Here is an 18,046-nt window from a genome sequence, read left to right on the forward strand (position 1 = left end):
CGGCGCGAGAGCGCCTCGACGAGGAACCAGGGGTAGGGCGTATGCGAGGACCAGGGGGTGTGCGCCGCCAGGGGCGGGGCGCACGAGGCGGCATCACGGTGCTGCTGGCCTGCGGTTTGCTCGTGGGTGGGCAGGCAACGGCGTTCGGCACCGGGCAGGCTCCCCCCGAGCAGGGTGAGGCGCCGGCGCAGCCCGCGCCCCCCGTCGAGCCGGTCGAGCCTGTCGCCCCGCCGGCCGACGGCGGCGACCAGCCGGCCGAGCCCGGCAACGGGCTGACCTATGTCGGGGGTTTCGTCGCCAACGGGCACGCCGCCGGACCCACCACGTTCAGCCCTCTCCCCGCCGACGAGGCCTTTCCCGTGCCCGCCCCGCCCGTCAACGAGGTCCTGCCCGTCGAGGTCGACGAGCTGGGCCCCTACGTCCGGCAGATCTCCTGCGACCCGCAGGACCGGCCTGGGATCACCGCCTTCGCGATGCTCATCGGCGACCACTACGACCGTCCCGCCTACAGCGGCTCCCGTCCGTGCGTCGCCTACAACAGCTTCCACCACGACGGCCGCGCGCTGGACTGGGCGCTGAACGCCTACGACCCCATGGACCGCCGCCTCGGCGACGCCGTGGCCCTGTGGCTGACCGAGAACGACGGCGAGATGGCCGCCCGCTTCGGCATCGAGAACCTCATCTGGAACCGGCAGGTCTGGGACCGCTGGAACGGCTGGCAGGTCTACGCCGGGCACCCCCACGACGACCACATCCACTTCGCCTTCACCTGGGACGGCGCCCAGATGAACACCTCGTGGTGGACCGGCGTGGCCGTGACTTCGCCCGACCTCGGCCCGTGCGAGATCGCCGGCCAGTACTCCGCCCTGCACGTCTTCCCGCGCCGCCAGGCCTGCCCCAGCACCGACTTCCTCCCCCCGCTCACCGGGTTGCCCGAGGTGCAGCCGGGCGGCGCCGACACCGGGTTGGCGACCCTGCAGGAGAAGCTGGGCGTCCCGGTCACCGGCGTCCTGGACACCACGACGCGCAACGCCCTGGTGCAGTGGCAGCTCGAGCACGACGTGCCGGCCACCGGCGTGCCGGACGATCTGACCCAGGCCGGGCTGCAGGGCTGGACGCTGCCCGACCTCGCGCTCGGTCTGCAGGAGCTCCTGCCGCAGGAGTGGCAGAAGACCGAGTACACCCCCTACCTGCGCACCACGCTGACGGAGGGTGACACCGGTCCGGCGGTCGTGCTGCTGCAGGAGGCGCTGGGTGCCGAGCCGGACGGTGACTTCGGCCCCCTCACCGCGGAGGCGCTGCGCGAGTGGGAGGACTCCGTCCCGGTCCTGCAGATCCAGGCGGAGCGCCGCGGCGAAGGACCAGCGGTCGTCACCCCGTTGACCTGGACCCTGCTGGAGCGGGCCGTCCACCCGACCATCGACGTGCGCGAGCTCGAGCTGCGCGAGGGCGATGTCGACCAGGTGGCCGACCCCGAGGGTGCCCGGGCGACGCAGGCGCCGCGGTCTGGCGAGGACGGCGCCCCGGTCCCGACCTACGCCGGCGGCGCGGTCACCTTCCTGCAGACGCTGCTGGGCATCGAGGCGGACGGCGACTTCGGGCCGAAGACCGCCGAGGCGGTGCGCGAGGTCCAGGAGGCCGCCGAGCTGGAGCCGACCGGCGTCGTCGACGGCCCGACGTGGAGGGCGATCGAGGTCGAGGCGGTCGAGGCCGGCCACGCACCCGGGCCCCCGGGGCTGGCGGCCCAGCGGGAGCGCGAGGCGATCGAGGAGGCGGAGCGAAAGGCCGAGGAGCAGGCCCGTCGCGAGGCCGAGGAGGCCGAACGGGAACGTGCCGCCGCGTTCCGCGCGTCCCTGGCGAACGCGTCGCGCTGACGCCCGGATGTCCATGACTGCGGCCCGCTCCCGACGCCGCGCCACCCGGCGCACCGCCCTGGCCGGCGTGCTCGCGACGGGTCTCGCAGCCACCCTGCTGGCCGGCGCCGACGGAGCACCCGCCGGGGCAGGCCCACCGACCTCCCGCCTCCCGGTCGACGTCAGCGCACCGGCCGCGTCTGCCACAGCCGTGCCCTGGACCGGCGACCTCGCCGGCCAGGCGCCCTGCCCGGAGGGGACCACCCGGTCGTCCCTGCTGCACCGGGAGAGCTTCGAGGTCATCCCGCAGCAGCAGTTCAACGACGGCTGGTACCGGATCACCGGCGTGGAGGGCAACTACGCCGCGCGCGCCCTGGTGGACTCCACCGACCCCGTCGACCACATGTTCCTGCCCTATGTCCAGGGCACCCGCAACGCTCGCACCATGCTGGCCATCGCGACCAGGAGCTCGCAGCCGGACTCCGCCTACACCCGCACCCAGGTCAACTCCGTCGACCTGCGGGTGCCCGCCACCGGCAGCTGGGCGGGCCGCGTCTTCGACGTCACCTCCGCCACGCTCGACGAGAACGGCTGGCTGGGGAGCTGGTTCGAGCACCGCACCAAGGGTGGGGCGCAGAGCACGTGGGACGTGGACAACCTGCAGATCTACACCTGCCGCACCGCGCAGGTGAGCCGGATCGCGGGCACCGACCGCTACGCCTCCGCCGCGCGGATCGCCGAGACGTACCCGAGCGGGGTCCCGGTCGCCTACCTCGCGACGGGAGCCAACTACCCGGATGCGCTCAGCGCCTCGGCGCTGGCCGGTCGCCAGGACGCGCCGGTGCTGCTCACCCGACCGGGCAGCCTGCCGTCCGCGACCCGGACCCAGCTGGAGCGGCTGGCCCCGCAGCAGCTCGTCGTGCTGGGCGGGACAGGAGCGGTCAGCGCCGCCGTGGAGCAGGCGGCCGCTGCGTACGCGGGGAGCACCACGCGGGTCCAGGGCCAGAACCGCTACGACGTCTCCGCCGGCCTGGCCCGCAGCTACAGCCCAGGGGTCCCGATCCTCTACGTCGCCAGCGGTGCCAACTTCCCCGACGCCCTGTCCATCGGCGCCCTGGCCGGTCGGCAGAACGCCCCGCTGCTGCTCACCCGACCCGACGAGCTGCCGCCGGTGATCGAGGCGGAGGTGGCCCGGCTCAACCCCGGGCGGGTCGTCGTCATCGGCGGCCGCGGCGCCGTGCAGGACCAGGTCCTGGACGCCCTGCGTCCCCACACCTCCGGCACCGTCTCCCGGATCGCCGGGGCGGACCGCTACCAGGTCTCCGCCGCCATCGCCGACCAGTTCCCGAGCGGCCAGAACCGCGTGTACGTCGCGACCGGCACCGCCTTCCCCGACGCCCTCGTGGGCGCCGCCCGCGCCGGCAGCCAAGGGGTGCCGGTGGTGCTCTCCCGCTCGACCTCGCTGCCGGGCGCAGCCCGGCAGGCCATCACCTCCCTCGACGCCGCCCGTGGCGTCCTGCTCGGGGGACAGGGCGCCCTCAGCCCGCTGGTCATGGACCAGGTCGGCGCGCGGGTCGGCTGACGGCACCTGGGGCCCAGCCGAGCGCGCGACGCACCACCAGCACCACCCCGCAACGACGAAGGACAAGCATGCAGACCACCCACCGCCTGCTCAACGGCGAGGCCGTGCGCATCGACGTGCCCGGTGCCGTCGGCCTGCCTGGCGGCACCAGCCTCGGCGTGCTCGCGCTGGACGGCGCGGGCGAGATGCAGGTCACGGCCGGACGGGCCGCCGACCTGTCCTTCTTCCTGCAGGTGACGGGGACCGCCCTGGACCGCGAGATCGGCCTGAGGGGTGGACGCACCCTGCAGCACGGGCGCTACTCCGGGGACCCGGCGCAAGGGATCGGCTGGTCGATGACCGTCGGCGAGCATCACCTCTTCGGCTTCACCCTGCCGACCGTGGACCTCGAGGCCCTCACCGGCTTCCTCGCCGACGTCGACGTCCAGGCCGACCCGGTCGGGCCGGTGCTCACCCCGAGCGGTCGGGTGACCTGGTCCCCCTACCGCACCTTCTCGATCGCCCAGGTCGTCGAGCTGCCGCCCTCGCCCGAGGGCGACCCGAACGAGACCCTCGGCTACCTGCTGGACAGCCGCAGGGCCCGCACCGGCGACCTCGACGGGGACCGCCCGGGGATCCAGGTCCGGGGTGGCCGGCTGAGCCGGTCCGGCGCGCAGGAGCGCCACCGCTACGGGGTCCTGGAGAGCCGCGACTTCGTGAGCTACGGACTGCCCGGCCAGGACGAGGCGGTGGACCTCGTCCTGACCTCCCTGTCCGAGGTCCTCGTGGAGCTGGCGCGATGATCGCCGCTGCCGCAGGCGTGCCCCTCGTCGCCGCTGCCGCAGGCGTGCCCCTTGTCGCCGCTGCCGCAGCTATTGCCGTCGGCCTCGTCCTCCTCGCCGCCGCCACCGGCCACCTCCGCGACCGCCGCGGCACGCGGGCGGCTCTGGCCGCTCACGACGTGCTGCCTGCCGGGCTGCGAGGAGTCGTCGCGGCCCTGCTCCCGCCCCTGGAGCTCGTCCTGGGCAGCGCCCTCCTCCTGGGGGTGCTCGGTCCTGACGTCCTCGGGCCAGCAGCGACCGCGGTCCTGGCCAGCGCGGCGGGGGCGACCGTCCTCCTGCTCGCCGGGTTCACCGCATACCTGGCTCTCGTCCTCCGCCGCACCCGCGGAGCGGCGGACGTGCCCTGCGGCTGCGGGCTGGGGACCACCCCCGTCTCGCACTGGGCGGTCGCCCGGGCCGGCGTGCTGCTCGCCCTGGCCCTCGCCGCCACCGTCGCCAGCCTCCTCGGCGGGGCCCCGGACTGGTCCGCGCTGCCCACCGACGAGGCGCCGGTCCTGGCGCAGGCCCTCGTCGTCCTGGCGGCCGGGCTGACTCTCGCGCTGGTGACCGCGGCGCTCCCCGCAGCCCGCGCCGTCCCCACCACGCTGACCACCCTGCGCCCCGTTGGAGGTGCCCGATGACCTTCACCGCCTCGGCCCTGGTGCTGGCCTGGGTGGCCATCCTGCTGCTGGCCCTCGGCCTCGCCGGGCTGCTCCGCCAGGTCTCCCTCCTCACCCGCCAGCTGGAGACCGGCGCCCCCGGGGCCACCGGGGGCCCGGCCACGCGGGCGGTCCCCGCCGGCGCGGGGGCCAGGACCACCCGTGAGCTGATCGGCTTCACCGCCCCGGCCGACGTGGTCGACCGGCTACGTCACGACGACGCCGATCTCACCGTGGTCGCCTTCGTCGCGCCCGGGTGCAGCTCGTGCACGATCACCCTGCGGACCCTGGCCACCGACCCGCTGCTCGCCGAGGGGCGCGTGGGCCTGACCATCGTGTCGACCGGGTCCTGCGGGCCGGCGACCGCCGACGCCGACGGGGTCCAGCGGCTCTCGTGCATCTCGCAGGGACGGGACCTGCTGGACCGGCTCGCCGTCCCGGCCACCCCCTACCTGCTCGTCCTCGACCACGACGGCGTGGTGCGCGCGGCCACCCTGCCCGACGAGGACACCGACCTGGGTGCCTGGCTCCGCCAGGCCGGCACCCCCGCCCCGCTCACCGTGGAGGAGACGAGCCGATGATGCGCTTCGAGGACCTGCCGGAGGCCGACACCTCCTGGCTGCGGGAGCGGATGCGCGACCGGCCCACCCGGCGCGGCTTCCTGACCCGTGTCCTGGGGGCCGGGACCCTGGTCGGGCTCGGCTCGCTGGCCTGGGTGAACCGCGGCACCGAACGGGCGGAGGCGGCCTACTTCCAGGACTGGACCAGCACCACGACCGGACCGTGCGCCACCTACGCCAGGGACCACACCGAGCAGGGCATCCAGTGCGGGCCGTCGCCGATGTGCCTGGACCGGTCCTGCTGCTGGCGCTACCGCTCCGGCGCGGGCAACCTGGTCGCCTGGCACAAGCGTGGCCCGGGCATCGGCCGGTACTACCTGCACCGCCCGGACGACTGCTGGCAGGGGATCTACGACTCCTGGCACTGGAAGTTCAGCGACGGCAACACCTGGCGCTGCTCGGACGGCTGGACCTGCAACGCGAACGGCAGCTGCACGCCCACGATCTGCCCGTGGATCGTCTGAGCGGGAGGCCGATGAGCACCACGGGCCGGCGGGAGGAGGAGGGCGACGGCCTACCGGTCGTCCTCGACGAGGCGACCAGGATCTCCCCGGCCCGACGCTGGGCGGCCGACCCGTTGCCGCTGCTGCTGCTGGTCGGCGTCACCGGGATGGCGGTGGTGGCGCTGCCGCTGCTCGGGCTGGTGGGCGGCACGGCCGCCTGGCTGGTCCCCGCCCTCTTCGGCGTCGTCGTGGCCGGGCTGGCGCTGTCCGGCTCCACCTGAGGCGTCAACAGCGCGTGGGCGCTGGTGGCCTCGGTCCGAGGCCCTCGACTGCAGCTTCCGCTCTGGGCGGCGTTCGCGGCGGGCACGACGCTCGGCGGGCTGGGCACCGGAGTGGCCCTCGGTGTCCTGTCCGGGCTGCTCAGCCCGGTCCCGGCCCCGGTCAGGCTCGGGCTGTTCGGCGCGGTAGCCCTGGGCCTGGTGCTCCTCGACCTCCGCTCGCCCACCCTGCGGCTGCCGCAGCGCACCGAGCTCATCCCCCAGGAGGTCTTCCAGCGCGGCATGGCCCGCGGCGGCTTCCTCTTCGGGCTGGAGTACGGCTGCGGCTGGCGGACGCTGATCCCCTCGGCCGCCTCCTACGTCGCCGCCGCCTTCGTGCTGCTGCTCGTGCCTCCGCTGGGCTGGGCGGTCCTGCTCGGCACTGCGTTCGGGCTCTCGCGGTCGCTGGCCGTCCTGCAGTACGTCCTGCTCGGCGCGCCCGGCTGGCAGGCCTTCCTGGGCCGGCACTCGCGGGTCCTGGAGCGCACGGGATCGGTGCTGGCCGCGGCCCTGCTGGTCACCGCCGCCGTCCTCCACGGCGGGTGACCGGGGCCGACTAGGGTGTCCGGTATGGCGCGTCCCCACATCGCCGCCCGGATCGAGGACTCCGTCCGCCGGCGTATCGGCCACGGCCTGCGCCGGCGCGGCTGGCACGAACGGGTGACCGGGTTCACCGGCTACGGCAGCCCGGACGAGGCCCGGGTCTTCGCCCGCATCGTCCTCTCCCGGCACGAGCCGGAGGAGGCCCGCAAGGCGATGACCCACGCCGAGGACACCCTCCTCGACATCGCCCAGAGGGGTTACCGGTACTTCCTCACCGCACCCGCGCACGGGGTGCGCGTGACGGTCCGGCTCGGCCGGGCCCAGACCACCGTGCTGTCGGACCGGGGCGGCTACGTCGACGTCGTCGTCACCGGGCACGGGCTGGCCCCTGGCTGGCAGGAGGCCCAGCTGGCCCTCGACAACGGCGACACGCTGTCGGTCTCGGTGATGGTCGTCGACCCGCGTGCCGAGGTGGGCCTGGTCAGCGACATCGACGACACCGTCATGGTCACCCACCTGCCCCGCATCCTCATCGCCGGCTGGAACACCTTCGTGCGCTCCGAGCTGGTCCGGGAGCAGGTGCCGGGGATGAGCGCCATGTACCGCGCCCTCGCGGCGGAGCACCCGGGCATGCCGGTGTTCTACCTGTCGACCGGGGCCTGGAACACGGCCCCGGCCCTGACCCGGTTCCTGCGGCGGCACGACTACCCGGTCGGGCCCCTCCTGCTCACCGACTGGGGACCGACCAACACCGGGTGGTTCCGGTCCGGCCAGGAGCACAAGGAGCGTGAGCTGCGGCGGCTGCACGAGGAGTTCCCCGACATCCGGTGGATCCTGGTCGGGGACGACGGCCAGCACGACCCGGTCATCTACGGCGAGTTCGCCCAGGAGCACCCCGAGGCGGTCCGGGCCGTGGCGATCCGCGAGCTGACCCCGGCCGAGCAGCTGCTCTCCTCGGGTCTGCCGTTCGCCACCGACGAGCTGCTCGGCAAGCGGGTGTCCACCCCGATGTTCAAGGCGCCCAACGGCTACGGCCTGCACCAGCTGCTGCACGAGGTCGCGCACGTCGATGTCAAGGAGACCGGCGATGCCTGAGCTGCCGGAGGTGCAGGCGCTCGTCGACTTCCTCGCCGAGCGGATGATCGGACGGGTGGTCACCGACGTCGAGCTGGGCTCGATCGCGGTGCTCAAGACGTATGCGCCCCCGCCCGACGCCCTGGTCGGCTCGCCGGTCGACGGGGTCGTACGGCACGGCAAGTTCGTCGACGTGGACGTCGACGGGACCCACCTCGTCTTCCACCTGGCGCGGGCCGGCTGGCTGCGCTGGTACGACGAGGTGCCCGCGACCCGGGTCCGCCCGGGCAAGAGCCCGATCGCGCTGCGGGTGCGGCTGGACGACGGCTCCGGCTTCGACCTGACCGAGGCCGGGACCAAGAAGGGCCTGGCGGCGTACGTGGTGACCGACCCGACCGCGGTGGCCGGCATCGCCTCCCTCGGGCCGGACCCGCTCGCCGCGGAGTTCGACGAGGACGCCTTCGCGGCGCTGCTCGCTGGCCGGCGCACCCAGGTCAAGGGCGTGCTGCGGGACCAGTCGGTGCTCGCCGGCGTCGGTAACGCCTACTCCGACGAGGTCCTGCACGCGGCCCGGCTGTCGCCCTTCGCGCTGGCCGCGTCCCTGACGTCCGAGCAGGTCAGCGAGCTCTACCAGGCCCTGCGGACCACCCTGGAGGCCGCCGTCCTCGCCGCCGCCGGCAAGCCTGCCGCAGAGCTCAAGGACGCCAAGCGGGCGGGGATGAACGTCCACGGCCGCACCGGCGAGCCCTGCCCCGTCTGCGGGGACACGGTGCACGAGGTCGCCTTCGCCGACTCCTCGCTGCAGTACTGCCCCACCTGCCAGACCGGCGGCAAGCCGCTCGCCGACCGCCGGACGAGCCGCTTCCTCAAGTAGCCCACACTGCAGGAATCTGAGGCCTTATAAGACACAGCCTAGATTCCTCTAGATGAAGCACGAGACGGTAGTCTCGGCCCCGCCATGCCGACCTTCCGCGACGACGCCGAGCGACCCGACCCCCGGGCGGTGCTGCGCCGCATACCGCTGGGCCGGCGCGTGGTCGTGCGCTCCCTCATCGAGGACGGGGAGCGGGCGACCGACGCCCTGGGGGAGCTGGTCGGGCGGGACGAGGCCTCGGTGCGGGTCCGGACCAGGACCGGAGTGGTGCGCATCGAGCTGGCACAGGTGGTGGCCGCCAAGCCGGTCCCGGCGAGCCCGGCCGGGGTATGGCGCGTCGCGCCGTTCCTGCGCCGCGGAGGCGTCGCCGTGCTGGGGGAGGGCACCCTGCGGGCGTCCGACGGGTCCGTCCTCACCGCGACGGTGGACCTGGTCGAGACGCTGCTCCGGACGGGCAGGCCGGTGTTCGTCCTCGGGGACAGCGACAACCGCGACGACGGGGCGCCCGACGCGGACCGGCCGCAGCACCCCATATCTGTCCTGCCCCACCTGGATGCCCCCGGCGAGCTCGCGCCCGAGGTGCTGGCCCGGGCGCACCGCGAGATCGAGGAGCGCGTGGGGCGCACGGTGGGCCGGGCCCACGTCCACTACACCGACGTCCGCCCGCAGGCGGTGGACGCCGCGCGCGTCTTCGGCTGGCAGGGTCGGGTCTTCACGCTCCCGCCGGGCACGGACGAGCCGTAGGGGACCTCAGCGCCCGCAGCGTCCGCAGCGTCCTCAGGGTCCTCAGGGTCAGTCCGACGAGGCGGCCAGGCACGGCGACTCGACGTTCAGCTCCACCCGGCCGTCCGACCACTCGGCCACGGTCACCGTGTAGCCGTCGAGCAGATGACTCGTGATCGTGCCGCCCTGCCGGGACTGGACCTGCTCGTAGCCCTCGGCAGCCAGCCACTCCCGCGCCCGGCCCGCCTGCTCCCCGGGAGAGTCCACCGGCAGGAAGACGATCTCCGTCCACGCCGTGGCGGGGTCCGGCTCCTGCAGGGTGCAGACCGCCTCCGCGCCGGGTGCCTTCTGCTCGGCCAGCGGTGGCTTGTCGGCGACCTGCAGCTGGTCGTAGACCTGCTCCAGGATCGCCAGCGTGCGTTCCTGCGCGGACCGGGCGTCGGGGCCCGGCGTCGCGCTCGAGGTGGGCACCATGGTGGTCCGTCCTTCCGGGGACGTGGGGGTCGTGCCGCATCCGGCGAGGAGGGCGAGGAGGGCGAGGAGGGGCAGGACGGCGAGGGTGAGCGCCGTGCGGGGGGTGGTGGGCGGGGTCACGGGGTGCCGCCCGGCAGGCTGTCGAGGGGCACCGGGTCGGTGCCGGCGTAGTCCTCGTCGTCGTAGACGTTGCGGTGCTGGCCCCACCACGTGCGGGTCTCCATGAAGGGCAGGACCTCGCCGCCCTCGATGACACCCACGATGTTGGTCCAGGCGTCGGTGTCCTCCTGCACGACCCAGCTGTGGGCGTCGAACCCTTCCAGGCGCTGGCCGGCGCGGTCGCCGCCGGTGAAGCGACCGGTCTCCAGCCGGATGAACTGCGGGTGGGTGTTGGGGTCCAGGCCGTGCCCCCAGTCGTCGGGGATCCCGACCCAGAAGCGGACGTCCTCCGACTTCTGCGCGACGACGATCGAGTCACCGGGGGCGGTCATCGTGTACCGGTCGACCTCACGCTGCTCACCCAGCCAGTCCTCGCCGGGGTACTCGCGCGGGGTCAGCGGTTCGGCGCCCCAGGGGTCCAGCGGCCAGGGCAGGGGGGACTGGATCCCCAGCGCCGAGCCGGAGGGCGCGATGAGGAAGGTCCGGTCGACCCGCATCCCCAGGACGTCGGCATACCCGACGATGCCACCACCGGCGGAGTGGCCCACGGCGGTGACCGTCCGGTCGGTGAGGTCGAGGCCCTCCACGAAGCGCAGCAGCGCGGCGCCGCCCTCGGCCGAGTAGCGCGTCTGGGTGGCGTCGGCCACCACGGCGTCGGGGAGGTCGATGCCCATCCAGGTGACGGTGGCGGTGTCGCCCTTGGCCAGGAGCTGCATGCGCCGGGCGTAGCCGGCGATGCTGGCCAGGTCGGTGGTCGTGCCCGGGACGAAGATGCCCACGTTGCTCGCCTCGAGTGCGCCGTGCCACTCCGCGAAGCGTCCGTCACCGCGGGGGTCGAACAGCAGCACGGCCCGCTCGTCGGCGCCCAGCAGCGTCCCGGTCGGGTCGGTGACAGCACCGGCACGCAGGCTCGGGACGGGGGTCAGCAACCCGGTGTAGAGCTCGATCCGGCTGCGTGACCGCTCCAGCTCCTGGTCCCGCAGCCGCAGGTCGGTCAGCAGGCCCTGGGCGCTGTCGGAGGTCAGGCCCTCGAGGATCCTGCCGGTCACGAACCGTTGCAGGCCGGTGCCGGGCAGCCCGTCCTTGAGCTGCTGCAGCGAGGTGGCGTTGTCGGGCATCTGCTCCAGCACGGTCAGCCGCGCCAGCTCCTGGTCCAGGGCGCTGCGCACCAGCAGGCGGTTGGCCGCTGCGCGGTGCTCGACGGGTATGCCGTCCAGGTTGCCGATCAGCGCGGGGTAGAACAGCCGCATGCGCAGCTGCTCCTGCGGGTCCAGGTCGTTCCAGAAGTCGCGGATCCGGGCGATGTTGCCGGGCTCGAGGACCTGGCCCTCGTCGGAGATCACGCCGATGACGTCCCAGAGCCCGGAGAGCGTGGGGTCGGAGGGATCCCTCGGCAGGTAGCTGTCCGCGAGGATGGCCAGGGCCACCGGGTGCCGGGCCAGGAAGTTCTGCACCCGTTCGACGGGGAGGTCGCGGAGGAGCTCGCGCAGCTCGGTCGCCGTCAGGTCCTCGCCGAGCTGCTCGGCGATCGCCGCTTCCTCCGGGGTGTCGGTCACGCCGACCTCGCTGAAGTGGCCCCAGACCTCCGAGGGCACCAGGCTGCGCAGGAACCCGGGGCTGGTGCCCGGGGGGACCAGGGCCGCGATGTCGTCCTCCACCCGGGCCAGCGCGTCCCGGCACCGACGGTCGGCCTCGGTCAGGGGGTCCCGGTGGGCAAAGATCCGCTGCTCCAGGCGCTCTCTCGTCTCGCGGTAGGCGGCGTGGTCGGTGACCGTGACCTCGCCACCGTGGTCGTCGGGGACCTCCATGGTGAAGTCGCCGGCCCGCAGCCCGGCATGCTGGCGGACCAGCTCGTCGAGGGCCGGGCCACGCCAGGACAGGACATCGGCGAGCTCCTGCAGCGCCCGGCCACCGGCCTGGCAGGCCTCCGACAGCCGCCTCACGAGGCCGGCACCCGGCTCGGCCGCCTCCGCGGCCCGCTCGGTGATCTCCCCCTCCCAGCCCAGGGCGCTGGCCGCCGAGCCGAGGGTGCGGCGCAGCGTCTGCTCGATCTCGTCCAGACCGGCGGCGACGTGCACCAGCCGTTCCCCCGCCGTGCGGGTGTCGGCGCCGCTGGTGCGCATCCAGGAGGTCACCCCCAGCTCCGACGCCGACATCAGCCGGTCGCCTGCTCGGTGTGGTCGGCGAGGTCGTCCATGCCGCGGGACATCGCCTCCAGCTCCTCGGCCAGCTGCCCGAGGCGCAGGCTGAGCAGCCCCTCCAGCGGGTGCAGGAGGGGCTGGCTGACCGACTCCGAGAGCTCACCCGCCGCGGTCGTGGCAACCCTGGCCGGGTCCACCCGTCCTCGGGCGTCCTCGGCGGCCGCCGCGATCTCGGTGGCGGCGGTGCGCGTCGCGGCGATGTCGACGTGCGGCATACCGCCCCTCCCTCCACCTCCGGCGGCCTTGCCCCGAAACTAGCAGAGTCGCAGGCTCCCCACCTGCGGATCTGTGCCGACGGAAGGGTCGGGGAGCTGGCCTAGAGCACGTACGGCTCGTCGGTGTGCTCGCTCGTCAGCGGCTTGCCGGAGGTGCCCCAGGCACGCATCCCACCGTCGACGTTGACGACGTCGAAGCCCTGCTGCACCAGCCACTGGACGGCGCGCTGGGAGCGGCCGCCGCTGCGGCAGATCACCGGCAGCGGCTCGTCGCTCTCGGGCAGCTCGCCCAGGCGGGCGGGGACCTCACCGAGGGGGATGTGGACGGCGCCCGGGGCGTGCCCGGCGGCCCACTCGTCCGCCTCGCGGACGTCCACCACCAGGGCGTCGTCGGGCAGGTCGGTCACGTGCACGGTCGGGATCTGGTCCATGCTCTCCATCCTGCCACCGACCTGCCGGGGGTGCCGGTCGTCGGTCGGCGGAGCGGCGGCCCCCAGCAGCTAGGATTGGCGCCGCATCCATGCGTCAGCCCCGACCGGGCCGACCGGAGAAGGGGAAGAGCCACCAGATGAGCACCACCACCGCCGCGCGCCCCGGGGTGGCCGGCGACCGCCTGCCCTCGCGTCCCCGCGACCGCCGACCCGCGCTGGCGATCCTGGCCCTCCTGCTCGTCCTGCTCGGTGCGCTCGGCAGCGCGCTGCTGGTCTACCGCACCGGTGAGCGCGTGCCGGTCCTGGTCGCGCAGGGGCCGATCCAGCAGGGCCAGGTCGTGACCGCCGACGACTTCTCGGTCACCGAGATCGCCTTCGACGACGGCACGCAGGTGGTGCCGGCCGGGTCGCTGGGCCAGTTCGTGGGCAGCACCTCGGTCGCCTACGTCCCCGAGGGGAGCATCATCTCCGCGCAGATGTTCACCACCCGGGCGTTGGCCCCGGCCGGTGCCGAGCAGGTCGGCGCGGTCGTCGCCTCGGTCGGTCGCCCGTCGTCCGCGGTGCAGGTCAACGACATCGTCCGCGTCTACCGCACGGACCCCTCCGGCACCGGGGGCGCCGAGGCGGCCGACGCCGAGGAGCTGGTGGCTGCCGCGAAGGTGGTCGCGGTCGGCCCCGCCCTGGAGACCAGGGACACCGTCCACGTGACCCTGCTCCTGCCCGAGGACGCGGCGCCCTCGGTGATCGCCGCCAGCGCCGCCGGCACGGCGGCCGTCTCGGTCCTGGCCTCCGACACCTCGCCGGTCGTGGACTGGCGCACCGAGTGAGGCCGCGATGGCACTGATCTCCTTCTTCTGCGCCAAGGGCGCCCCCGGCACCACCAGCACCGCGATGCTGGCCGCCGCCCTGTGGCCCCGGCCCACCCTCCTGGTCGACGCCGACCCGGTGGGCGGGGACCTGCTCATGCGGCTGCCGACGGAGGCCGGGCTGGCGCTGACCCAGCGTCCCGGCCTGCTGACCCTCCTGCCGCTGGCCCGGCACGGACTGGCTCCCGGCGTGGTCCTCGACCACAGCCAGGTCGTCCAGGGCGGGCAGCGGGTGCTGGTGGGCCTGGACTCCCCGGAGCAGGCCGAGGCCTCGGCCGCCCTCTGGCCGATCCTGGGCCGGAGCTTTCGTGAGCTGCCGGGCACCGACGTGGTCCTCGACCTCGGCCAGCTGAGCGTCCGGTCCAGCCAGATGCCGTTGGCCGAGCGCAGCGACATCCTCATCGGGGTCATCCGGCCCACGCCCGCCAGCGTGCTGCACATGCGCCAGCGCCTCACGGCCCTCACCCGGACCCTGGCCACCCTGGGGCCGGACGCGCCCCTCGTCGGGCTCGTCGCGATCGCCGACGTCCAGCAGCAGGGCGAGGCCTCCTCCGCGCTCGCGACCGTGCTGACCGACGTGCCCGACGTGCACCACCTGGGCATGGTGGCGCACGAGCCGCGGGCCGAACGGATGTTCCACGGCGACCTGCTCGTGCGCCCGGAGCGGACCATGCTGGTGCGCTCCGGACGCACCCTCGTCGAGAAGGTGCGCAGCCTGGTCGAGGGCGCGGCACCCGAGCCGGCGGACCGGGCCGGCGCCGACGCTTCCGACACCCGTGCCGGCTCCGCTGACACTCAGGCCGGGCAGGTGGAGCAGCCCGACGGTGACGAGCCCCGGACGCGCCGTGACCTGAAGAGGAAGAAGTGGAGGGTCCAGCGATGAGCCTGACCAGCGCCACCAGCACCGACATCATCCCCGGCAGCCGCGAGGAGCAGGCCGCCACCAACAACCTCGTCCGCACCCTGCGCGCCCAGGTCGCCGACCGGCTCAACCAGCAGCGCCGCCGCGACGAGGTCGCCGGGCGGCGGCCGATGAGCGCCGAGGACGAGCGGCACTACGCACGCTCGCTGATCGTGCAGGTCCTCGAGGACCACGCCACCCTCCAGATCAGCGAGGGCCGGGTCCCTCCGACGGCGGCCGAGGAGGAGCGGATCGCCGGCGCGATTCACGCCGCCCTGTTCGGGGTCGGCCGCCTGCAGCCGCTCCTGGAGGACCGGGACGTCGAGAACATCGACATCAACGGCTGCGACAAGGTCTTCGTCGGCTACGCCGACGGCCGCGAGGAGCTGGCGCCGCCGGTCGCCGACAGCGACGAGGAGCTCATCGAGCTGATCCAGATCCTGGCCGCCAACGTCGGGCTGACCTCCCGGCCGTTCGACTCCGCCAACCCCCAGCTGGACCTGCGGCTGCCCGACGGCTCCCGCCTCTCGGCCGTCATGGGCGTCTGCCAGCGGCCCAGCCTGTCGATCCGCCGCGCGCGCCTGGGTCAGGTCACGCTGGAGGACCTCCGGGCCACCGGCACCTTCTCCGAGGACGTGATGCACTTCCTGCGGGCCGCGGTCGCCGCGCGCAAGAACATCATGATCGCGGGCGCCACCAACTCCGGCAAGACCACCATGCTGCGGGCGCTCGCGGCGGAGATCCCGGCCCGCGAGCGGCTCATCACCGTCGAGCGCGCGCTGGAGCTGGGCCTGGACAAGTTCGAGGACCAGCACCCCAACGTGGTGGCCTTCGAGGAGCGCCTGCCCAACGCCGAGGGCATGGGCGCGGTGACCATGGCCGAGCTGGTCCGCCGGTCGCTGCGGATGAACCCCTCCCGCGTCATCGTCGGCGAGGTGCTCGGCGACGAGATCGTCACCATGCTCAACGCCATGAGCCAGGGCAACGACGGCTCGCTGTCGACGATCCACGCCAACTCCTCGATGGAGGTCTTCAACCGCATCGCGACCTACGCCCTGCAGGCCGAGGAGAACCTGCCGGTCGAGGCCACGCACATGCTCATCGCCGGGTCGATCAACTTCGTCGTCTTCCTGCGCAAGCGCAACGACCACGCCATCGGCGGCGGGATGGCCCGCGGCGTGCAGTCGATCCGCGAGGTCACCGGGATCGACGGCCGCGTGCTCTCCTCCGAGGTCTTCGCGGCCGGTCCCGACGGCGTCGCCCGCGCCCGGGCCCCGATCGAGTGCATCGACGACCTGGTGGCGCACGGCTACTCCCCGTCCATGCTCCACCGTTGGGAGTGAGCGTGGGCGGGGGGCTCTACCAGCTGCTGCTGCCGATGGCGGCCGGTGCCCTGGTCGGGCTCGGCCTGTACGTCGCCGTCCTCGCCGTCGTGGGGCTGCCCGAGCGGGACCCCGGCACGCCCAGCCGGTTCCGTGACGTGACCCTCAAGGGGGTCACCACCCGGCTCTCCCTGGGCGTGGTCTCCGGCCTGCTGGTGCTGCTGCTCACCGGCTGGGTCGTGGCCGGCGTCGGCCTCGGCCTGCTGATCGCCTTCTGGGACCAGCTCACCGGCGACGCGCGGGCCGAGACCCGGGGGATCAACACCCTGGAGGCCCTCGCCACGTGGACCGAGTCGCTGCGCGACACCATCGCCGGTGCCGTCGGCCTGGAGCAGGCCATCCCGGCCACGGCCACGAACGCCGGGGCGACGATCCGACCGTCGCTCAACCTGCTGGTCGACCGGCTGCGCATCCGCGAGCCGCTCCCCGACGCCCTGATCCACTTCGCCGAGGACCTGGACGACCCCTCCGCGGACGTCATCTGCTCGGCGCTGGTGCTCAACGCGCGGCTGCGCGGACCGGGTCTGCGGGACGTGCTCGGGGCGCTGGCCCAGTCCACGCGCGAGGAGCTGGACATGCGCCGCCGGATCGCCGCCGGACGGCGCTCGATCCGCCGGTCGGTCAAGATCATCGTGGCCATCGTGCTCGGCGTCATGGGCGGTCTGGCGGTCTTCAACCAACGGTATGTGGAGCCCTACGGCTCCCTGGAGGGCCAGCTCGTCCTCGTCCTGGTCGCCGCTCTCTTCGCCGCCGGGCTGCTGTGGATGCGCCGGCTCTCCCAGCCGCAGCAGATCAGCCGCTTCCTCGTCGTGGACCGCACGGCTCGGGCCCGCGACATGGAGCGGCTCCTGTCGCAGGTCGAGGACGGCGTGCGTGAGAACGGGACCGCCCGGGCCCAGACCCGGGACGGTGGCCGCCGGTGACCCCCCTGCTGTGGCCGATGCTGGCCGGCGGCCTGGCCGGTCTCGGGGTCTACCTGTTCATCCGGGTCCTGCTCCGTGCCCGCCCCGGGGTGGCCACCCTGGTGGCCAGGATCGACGCCGGCTCGCGGTCCATGCAGACGCACACGCTGAGCGAGTTCGACACCTCCTTCGCGGAGATGAGCCGGCGCGGACGGACCGTCATGACGGCCCTCGCCGACCGGCTGGAGGTCGTGGCGGCGCGCCGCGGCTGGCAGCTGTCCCGGCACCGTGCCGACCTCACCATCCTCAACCGCAGCGTCGGCGCCATGCTGGCCACCAAGGTGACCAGCGGCCTGATCATGCTCCTGGTCGCACCGCTGGCCTGGGGCGCGGCCCGGCTCGGGGGGCTGGACCTGGGCAGCACCCTGCCCCTGGGGATCGCCCTGCTGCTGGGCCTCTTCGGCTTCTTCCTGCCCGACCTGACCCTGCGCGCCGAGGCCGACAAGCGACGCCGCGAGTTCCGCCGCACGGTCGGGATCTTCCTTGACCTGGTCTCGATGAACCTGGCCGGCGGCCGCGGTCTGCCCGAGGCGCTGCTGGCCGCCTCCTCCGTCAGCGACCACTGGTCGATGGTCCGCATCCGCCAGACACTGGCCAACGCCCGCCTCTTCGGCACCACCCCGTGGGAGGCCCTCGGCGGGCTCGGCCGTGACATTGGCCTGGAGGAGCTGGAGAGCCTGTCCGGGGCCCTGCTCCTCGCGGCGGACGACGGCGCCAAGATCCGGCAGTCGCTGTCGGCGCGCGCGGCCACGATGCGCCGCAAGGCGCTCTCGGAGTCCGAGGGCGACGAGGGGGAGCGGTCGCAGTCGATGCTGGTCGCGCAGATGCTCCTCGTCATCGCCTTCCTGGTCTACCTGTCCTACCCCGCCCTCACCGCCCTGATGACCCAGCCCACCTGACCGGCTTGGCGTAGCGTGTGCGGCGTGGAAGGATCGGGCGGGGGTCAGGGGCGGGGTTTCCGGACCAT

General features: G+C 73.9%; 20 protein-coding genes. 16 read left to right on the top strand and 4 right to left on the bottom strand.

What is annotated here, in order from left to right:
* The first annotated feature begins 59 nt into the window (after window positions 1-59).
* The 11 genes from ESZ52_RS19410 (at window position 60) to ESZ52_RS19580 (ending at window position 9,509) form a co-directional block, all read left to right on the top strand.
* Window positions 60-1,874 (top strand): peptidoglycan-binding domain-containing protein, encoded by a 1,815-nt coding sequence (locus ESZ52_RS19410; protein WP_202865390.1) that lies wholly within the window; start codon window positions 60-62, stop codon window positions 1,872-1,874.
* A 7-nt stretch (window positions 1,875-1,881) separates the two neighbouring features.
* A complete protein-coding gene (locus ESZ52_RS00670) occupies window positions 1,882-3,435 on the top strand; it encodes a cell wall-binding repeat-containing protein (protein WP_131103236.1) in 1,554 nt (517 codons plus the stop codon).
* 68 nt (window positions 3,436-3,503) lie between these two features.
* Complete coding sequence (locus ESZ52_RS00675) at window positions 3,504-4,217, top strand: hypothetical protein (RefSeq protein ID WP_131103237.1); 714 nt, start codon at window positions 3,504-3,506, stop codon at window positions 4,215-4,217.
* On the top strand, window positions 4,214-4,876 hold the full coding sequence (locus ESZ52_RS00680) for a MauE/DoxX family redox-associated membrane protein (RefSeq protein ID WP_131103238.1): 663 nt from the start codon (window positions 4,214-4,216) through the stop codon (window positions 4,874-4,876). Before ESZ52_RS00675 ends, ESZ52_RS00680 begins: the two co-directional genes overlap by 4 nt.
* Window positions 4,873-5,475: a hypothetical protein gene (locus tag ESZ52_RS00685; protein WP_131103239.1), complete on the top strand. Its 603-nt coding sequence runs from the start codon at window positions 4,873-4,875 to the stop codon at window positions 5,473-5,475. The genes ESZ52_RS00680 and ESZ52_RS00685 overlap by 4 nt, the downstream gene beginning before the upstream one ends.
* Window positions 5,472-5,978, top strand: coding sequence for a twin-arginine translocation signal domain-containing protein (locus ESZ52_RS00690; protein ID WP_131103240.1), 507 nt, complete (start codon window positions 5,472-5,474; stop codon window positions 5,976-5,978). The genes ESZ52_RS00685 and ESZ52_RS00690 overlap by 4 nt, the downstream gene beginning before the upstream one ends.
* Before the next feature lie 11 nt (window positions 5,979-5,989).
* Window positions 5,990-6,238 (top strand): hypothetical protein, encoded by a 249-nt coding sequence (locus tag ESZ52_RS00695; protein ID WP_131103241.1) that lies wholly within the window; start codon window positions 5,990-5,992, stop codon window positions 6,236-6,238.
* A 24-nt stretch (window positions 6,239-6,262) separates the two neighbouring features.
* Window positions 6,263-6,820, top strand: a complete 558-nt coding sequence (locus ESZ52_RS00700) for a hypothetical protein (protein ID WP_131103242.1) — start codon at window positions 6,263-6,265, stop codon at window positions 6,818-6,820.
* A 24-nt stretch (window positions 6,821-6,844) separates the two neighbouring features.
* Window positions 6,845-7,912 (top strand): App1 family protein phosphatidate phosphatase, encoded by a 1,068-nt coding sequence (locus ESZ52_RS00705; protein ID WP_131103243.1) that lies wholly within the window; start codon window positions 6,845-6,847, stop codon window positions 7,910-7,912.
* Window positions 7,905-8,765 (top strand): Fpg/Nei family DNA glycosylase, encoded by an 861-nt coding sequence (locus ESZ52_RS00710; RefSeq protein ID WP_131103244.1) that lies wholly within the window; start codon window positions 7,905-7,907, stop codon window positions 8,763-8,765. Before ESZ52_RS00705 ends, ESZ52_RS00710 begins: the two co-directional genes overlap by 8 nt.
* Window positions 8,766-8,849: 84 nt before the next feature.
* Entirely contained in the window at window positions 8,850-9,509 is a 660-nt protein-coding gene (locus tag ESZ52_RS19580) for a putative acetyltransferase (protein ID WP_238154668.1), read from the top strand.
* A 48-nt stretch (window positions 9,510-9,557) separates the two neighbouring features.
* Here ESZ52_RS19580 and ESZ52_RS00720 read toward each other — a convergent pair whose 3' ends face one another.
* The 4 genes from ESZ52_RS00720 to ESZ52_RS00735 form a co-directional block, all read right to left on the bottom strand.
* Window positions 9,558-10,082, bottom strand: coding sequence for a hypothetical protein (locus ESZ52_RS00720; protein ID WP_131103245.1), 525 nt, complete (start codon window positions 10,080-10,082; stop codon window positions 9,558-9,560).
* The gene (locus tag ESZ52_RS00725) at window positions 10,079-12,277 is read right to left on the bottom strand and encodes an alpha/beta hydrolase (protein ID WP_131103246.1); all 2,199 of its coding nucleotides are present in this window, start codon (window positions 12,275-12,277) and stop codon (window positions 10,079-10,081) included. The genes ESZ52_RS00720 and ESZ52_RS00725 overlap by 4 nt, the downstream gene beginning before the upstream one ends.
* A complete protein-coding gene (locus ESZ52_RS00730) occupies window positions 12,277-12,537 on the bottom strand; it encodes a hypothetical protein (RefSeq protein ID WP_131103247.1) in 261 nt (86 codons plus the stop codon). Before ESZ52_RS00730 ends, ESZ52_RS00725 begins: the two co-directional genes overlap by 1 nt.
* 101 nt (window positions 12,538-12,638) lie before the next feature.
* Window positions 12,639-12,968 (bottom strand): rhodanese-like domain-containing protein, encoded by a 330-nt coding sequence (locus ESZ52_RS00735; protein WP_131103248.1) that lies wholly within the window; start codon window positions 12,966-12,968, stop codon window positions 12,639-12,641.
* Window positions 12,969-13,105: 137 nt separating this feature from the next.
* Here ESZ52_RS00735 and ESZ52_RS00740 point away from each other — a divergent pair, with 137 nt between their 5' ends.
* Genes ESZ52_RS00740 through ESZ52_RS00760 form a run of 5 tightly spaced genes read left to right on the top strand, consistent with a single transcriptional unit; the run spans window position 13,106 to window position 17,978 of the window.
* Window positions 13,106-13,795, top strand: coding sequence for an SAF domain-containing protein (locus ESZ52_RS00740; RefSeq protein ID WP_181010057.1), 690 nt, complete (start codon window positions 13,106-13,108; stop codon window positions 13,793-13,795).
* Window positions 13,796-13,802: 7 nt separating this feature from the next.
* The gene (locus ESZ52_RS00745; protein ID WP_131103250.1) at window positions 13,803-14,717 is read left to right on the top strand and encodes a CpaE/TadZ family protein; all 915 of its coding nucleotides are present in this window, start codon (window positions 13,803-13,805) and stop codon (window positions 14,715-14,717) included.
* A complete protein-coding gene (locus ESZ52_RS00750) occupies window positions 14,714-16,078 on the top strand; it encodes a TadA family conjugal transfer-associated ATPase (RefSeq protein ID WP_131103251.1) in 1,365 nt (454 codons plus the stop codon). Before ESZ52_RS00745 ends, ESZ52_RS00750 begins: the two co-directional genes overlap by 4 nt.
* Complete coding sequence (locus ESZ52_RS00755; protein ID WP_238154674.1) at window positions 16,075-17,040, top strand: type II secretion system F family protein; 966 nt, start codon at window positions 16,075-16,077, stop codon at window positions 17,038-17,040. The genes ESZ52_RS00750 and ESZ52_RS00755 overlap by 4 nt, the downstream gene beginning before the upstream one ends.
* The gene (locus tag ESZ52_RS00760; protein WP_238154667.1) at window positions 17,037-17,978 is read left to right on the top strand and encodes a type II secretion system F family protein; all 942 of its coding nucleotides are present in this window, start codon (window positions 17,037-17,039) and stop codon (window positions 17,976-17,978) included. Before ESZ52_RS00755 ends, ESZ52_RS00760 begins: the two co-directional genes overlap by 4 nt.
* Window positions 17,979-18,046: the final 68 nt, after the last annotated feature.

Source organism: Ornithinimicrobium sufpigmenti, assembly GCF_004322775.1.
GTDB classification, from domain to species: Bacteria; Actinomycetota; Actinomycetes; order Actinomycetales; family Dermatophilaceae; genus Ornithinicoccus; species Ornithinicoccus sufpigmenti.

Coding starts and splice junctions, on each gene's coding strand:
- ESZ52_RS00670 (WP_131103236.1), top strand. CDS start 1,882: ATGTCCATGACTGCGGCCCGCTCCCGACGCCGCGCCACCCGGCGCACC.
- ESZ52_RS00675 (WP_131103237.1), top strand. CDS start 3,504: ATGCAGACCACCCACCGCCTGCTCAACGGCGAGGCCGTGCGCATCGAC.
- ESZ52_RS00680 (WP_131103238.1), top strand. CDS start 4,214: ATGATCGCCGCTGCCGCAGGCGTGCCCCTCGTCGCCGCTGCCGCAGGC.
- ESZ52_RS00685 (WP_131103239.1), top strand. CDS start 4,873: ATGACCTTCACCGCCTCGGCCCTGGTGCTGGCCTGGGTGGCCATCCTG.
- ESZ52_RS00690 (WP_131103240.1), top strand. CDS start 5,472: ATGATGCGCTTCGAGGACCTGCCGGAGGCCGACACCTCCTGGCTGCGG.
- ESZ52_RS00695 (WP_131103241.1), top strand. CDS start 5,990: ATGAGCACCACGGGCCGGCGGGAGGAGGAGGGCGACGGCCTACCGGTC.
- ESZ52_RS00705 (WP_131103243.1), top strand. CDS start 6,845: ATGGCGCGTCCCCACATCGCCGCCCGGATCGAGGACTCCGTCCGCCGG.
- ESZ52_RS00710 (WP_131103244.1), top strand. CDS start 7,905: ATGCCTGAGCTGCCGGAGGTGCAGGCGCTCGTCGACTTCCTCGCCGAG.
- ESZ52_RS19580 (WP_238154668.1), top strand. CDS start 8,850: ATGCCGACCTTCCGCGACGACGCCGAGCGACCCGACCCCCGGGCGGTG.
- ESZ52_RS00725 (WP_131103246.1), bottom strand. CDS start 12,277: ATGTCGGCGTCGGAGCTGGGGGTGACCTCCTGGATGCGCACCAGCGGC.
- ESZ52_RS00730 (WP_131103247.1), bottom strand. CDS start 12,537: ATGCCGCACGTCGACATCGCCGCGACGCGCACCGCCGCCACCGAGATC.
- ESZ52_RS00735 (WP_131103248.1), bottom strand. CDS start 12,968: ATGGACCAGATCCCGACCGTGCACGTGACCGACCTGCCCGACGACGCC.
- ESZ52_RS00740 (WP_181010057.1), top strand. CDS start 13,106: ATGAGCACCACCACCGCCGCGCGCCCCGGGGTGGCCGGCGACCGCCTG.
- ESZ52_RS00745 (WP_131103250.1), top strand. CDS start 13,803: ATGGCACTGATCTCCTTCTTCTGCGCCAAGGGCGCCCCCGGCACCACC.
- ESZ52_RS00750 (WP_131103251.1), top strand. CDS start 14,714: ATGAGCCTGACCAGCGCCACCAGCACCGACATCATCCCCGGCAGCCGC.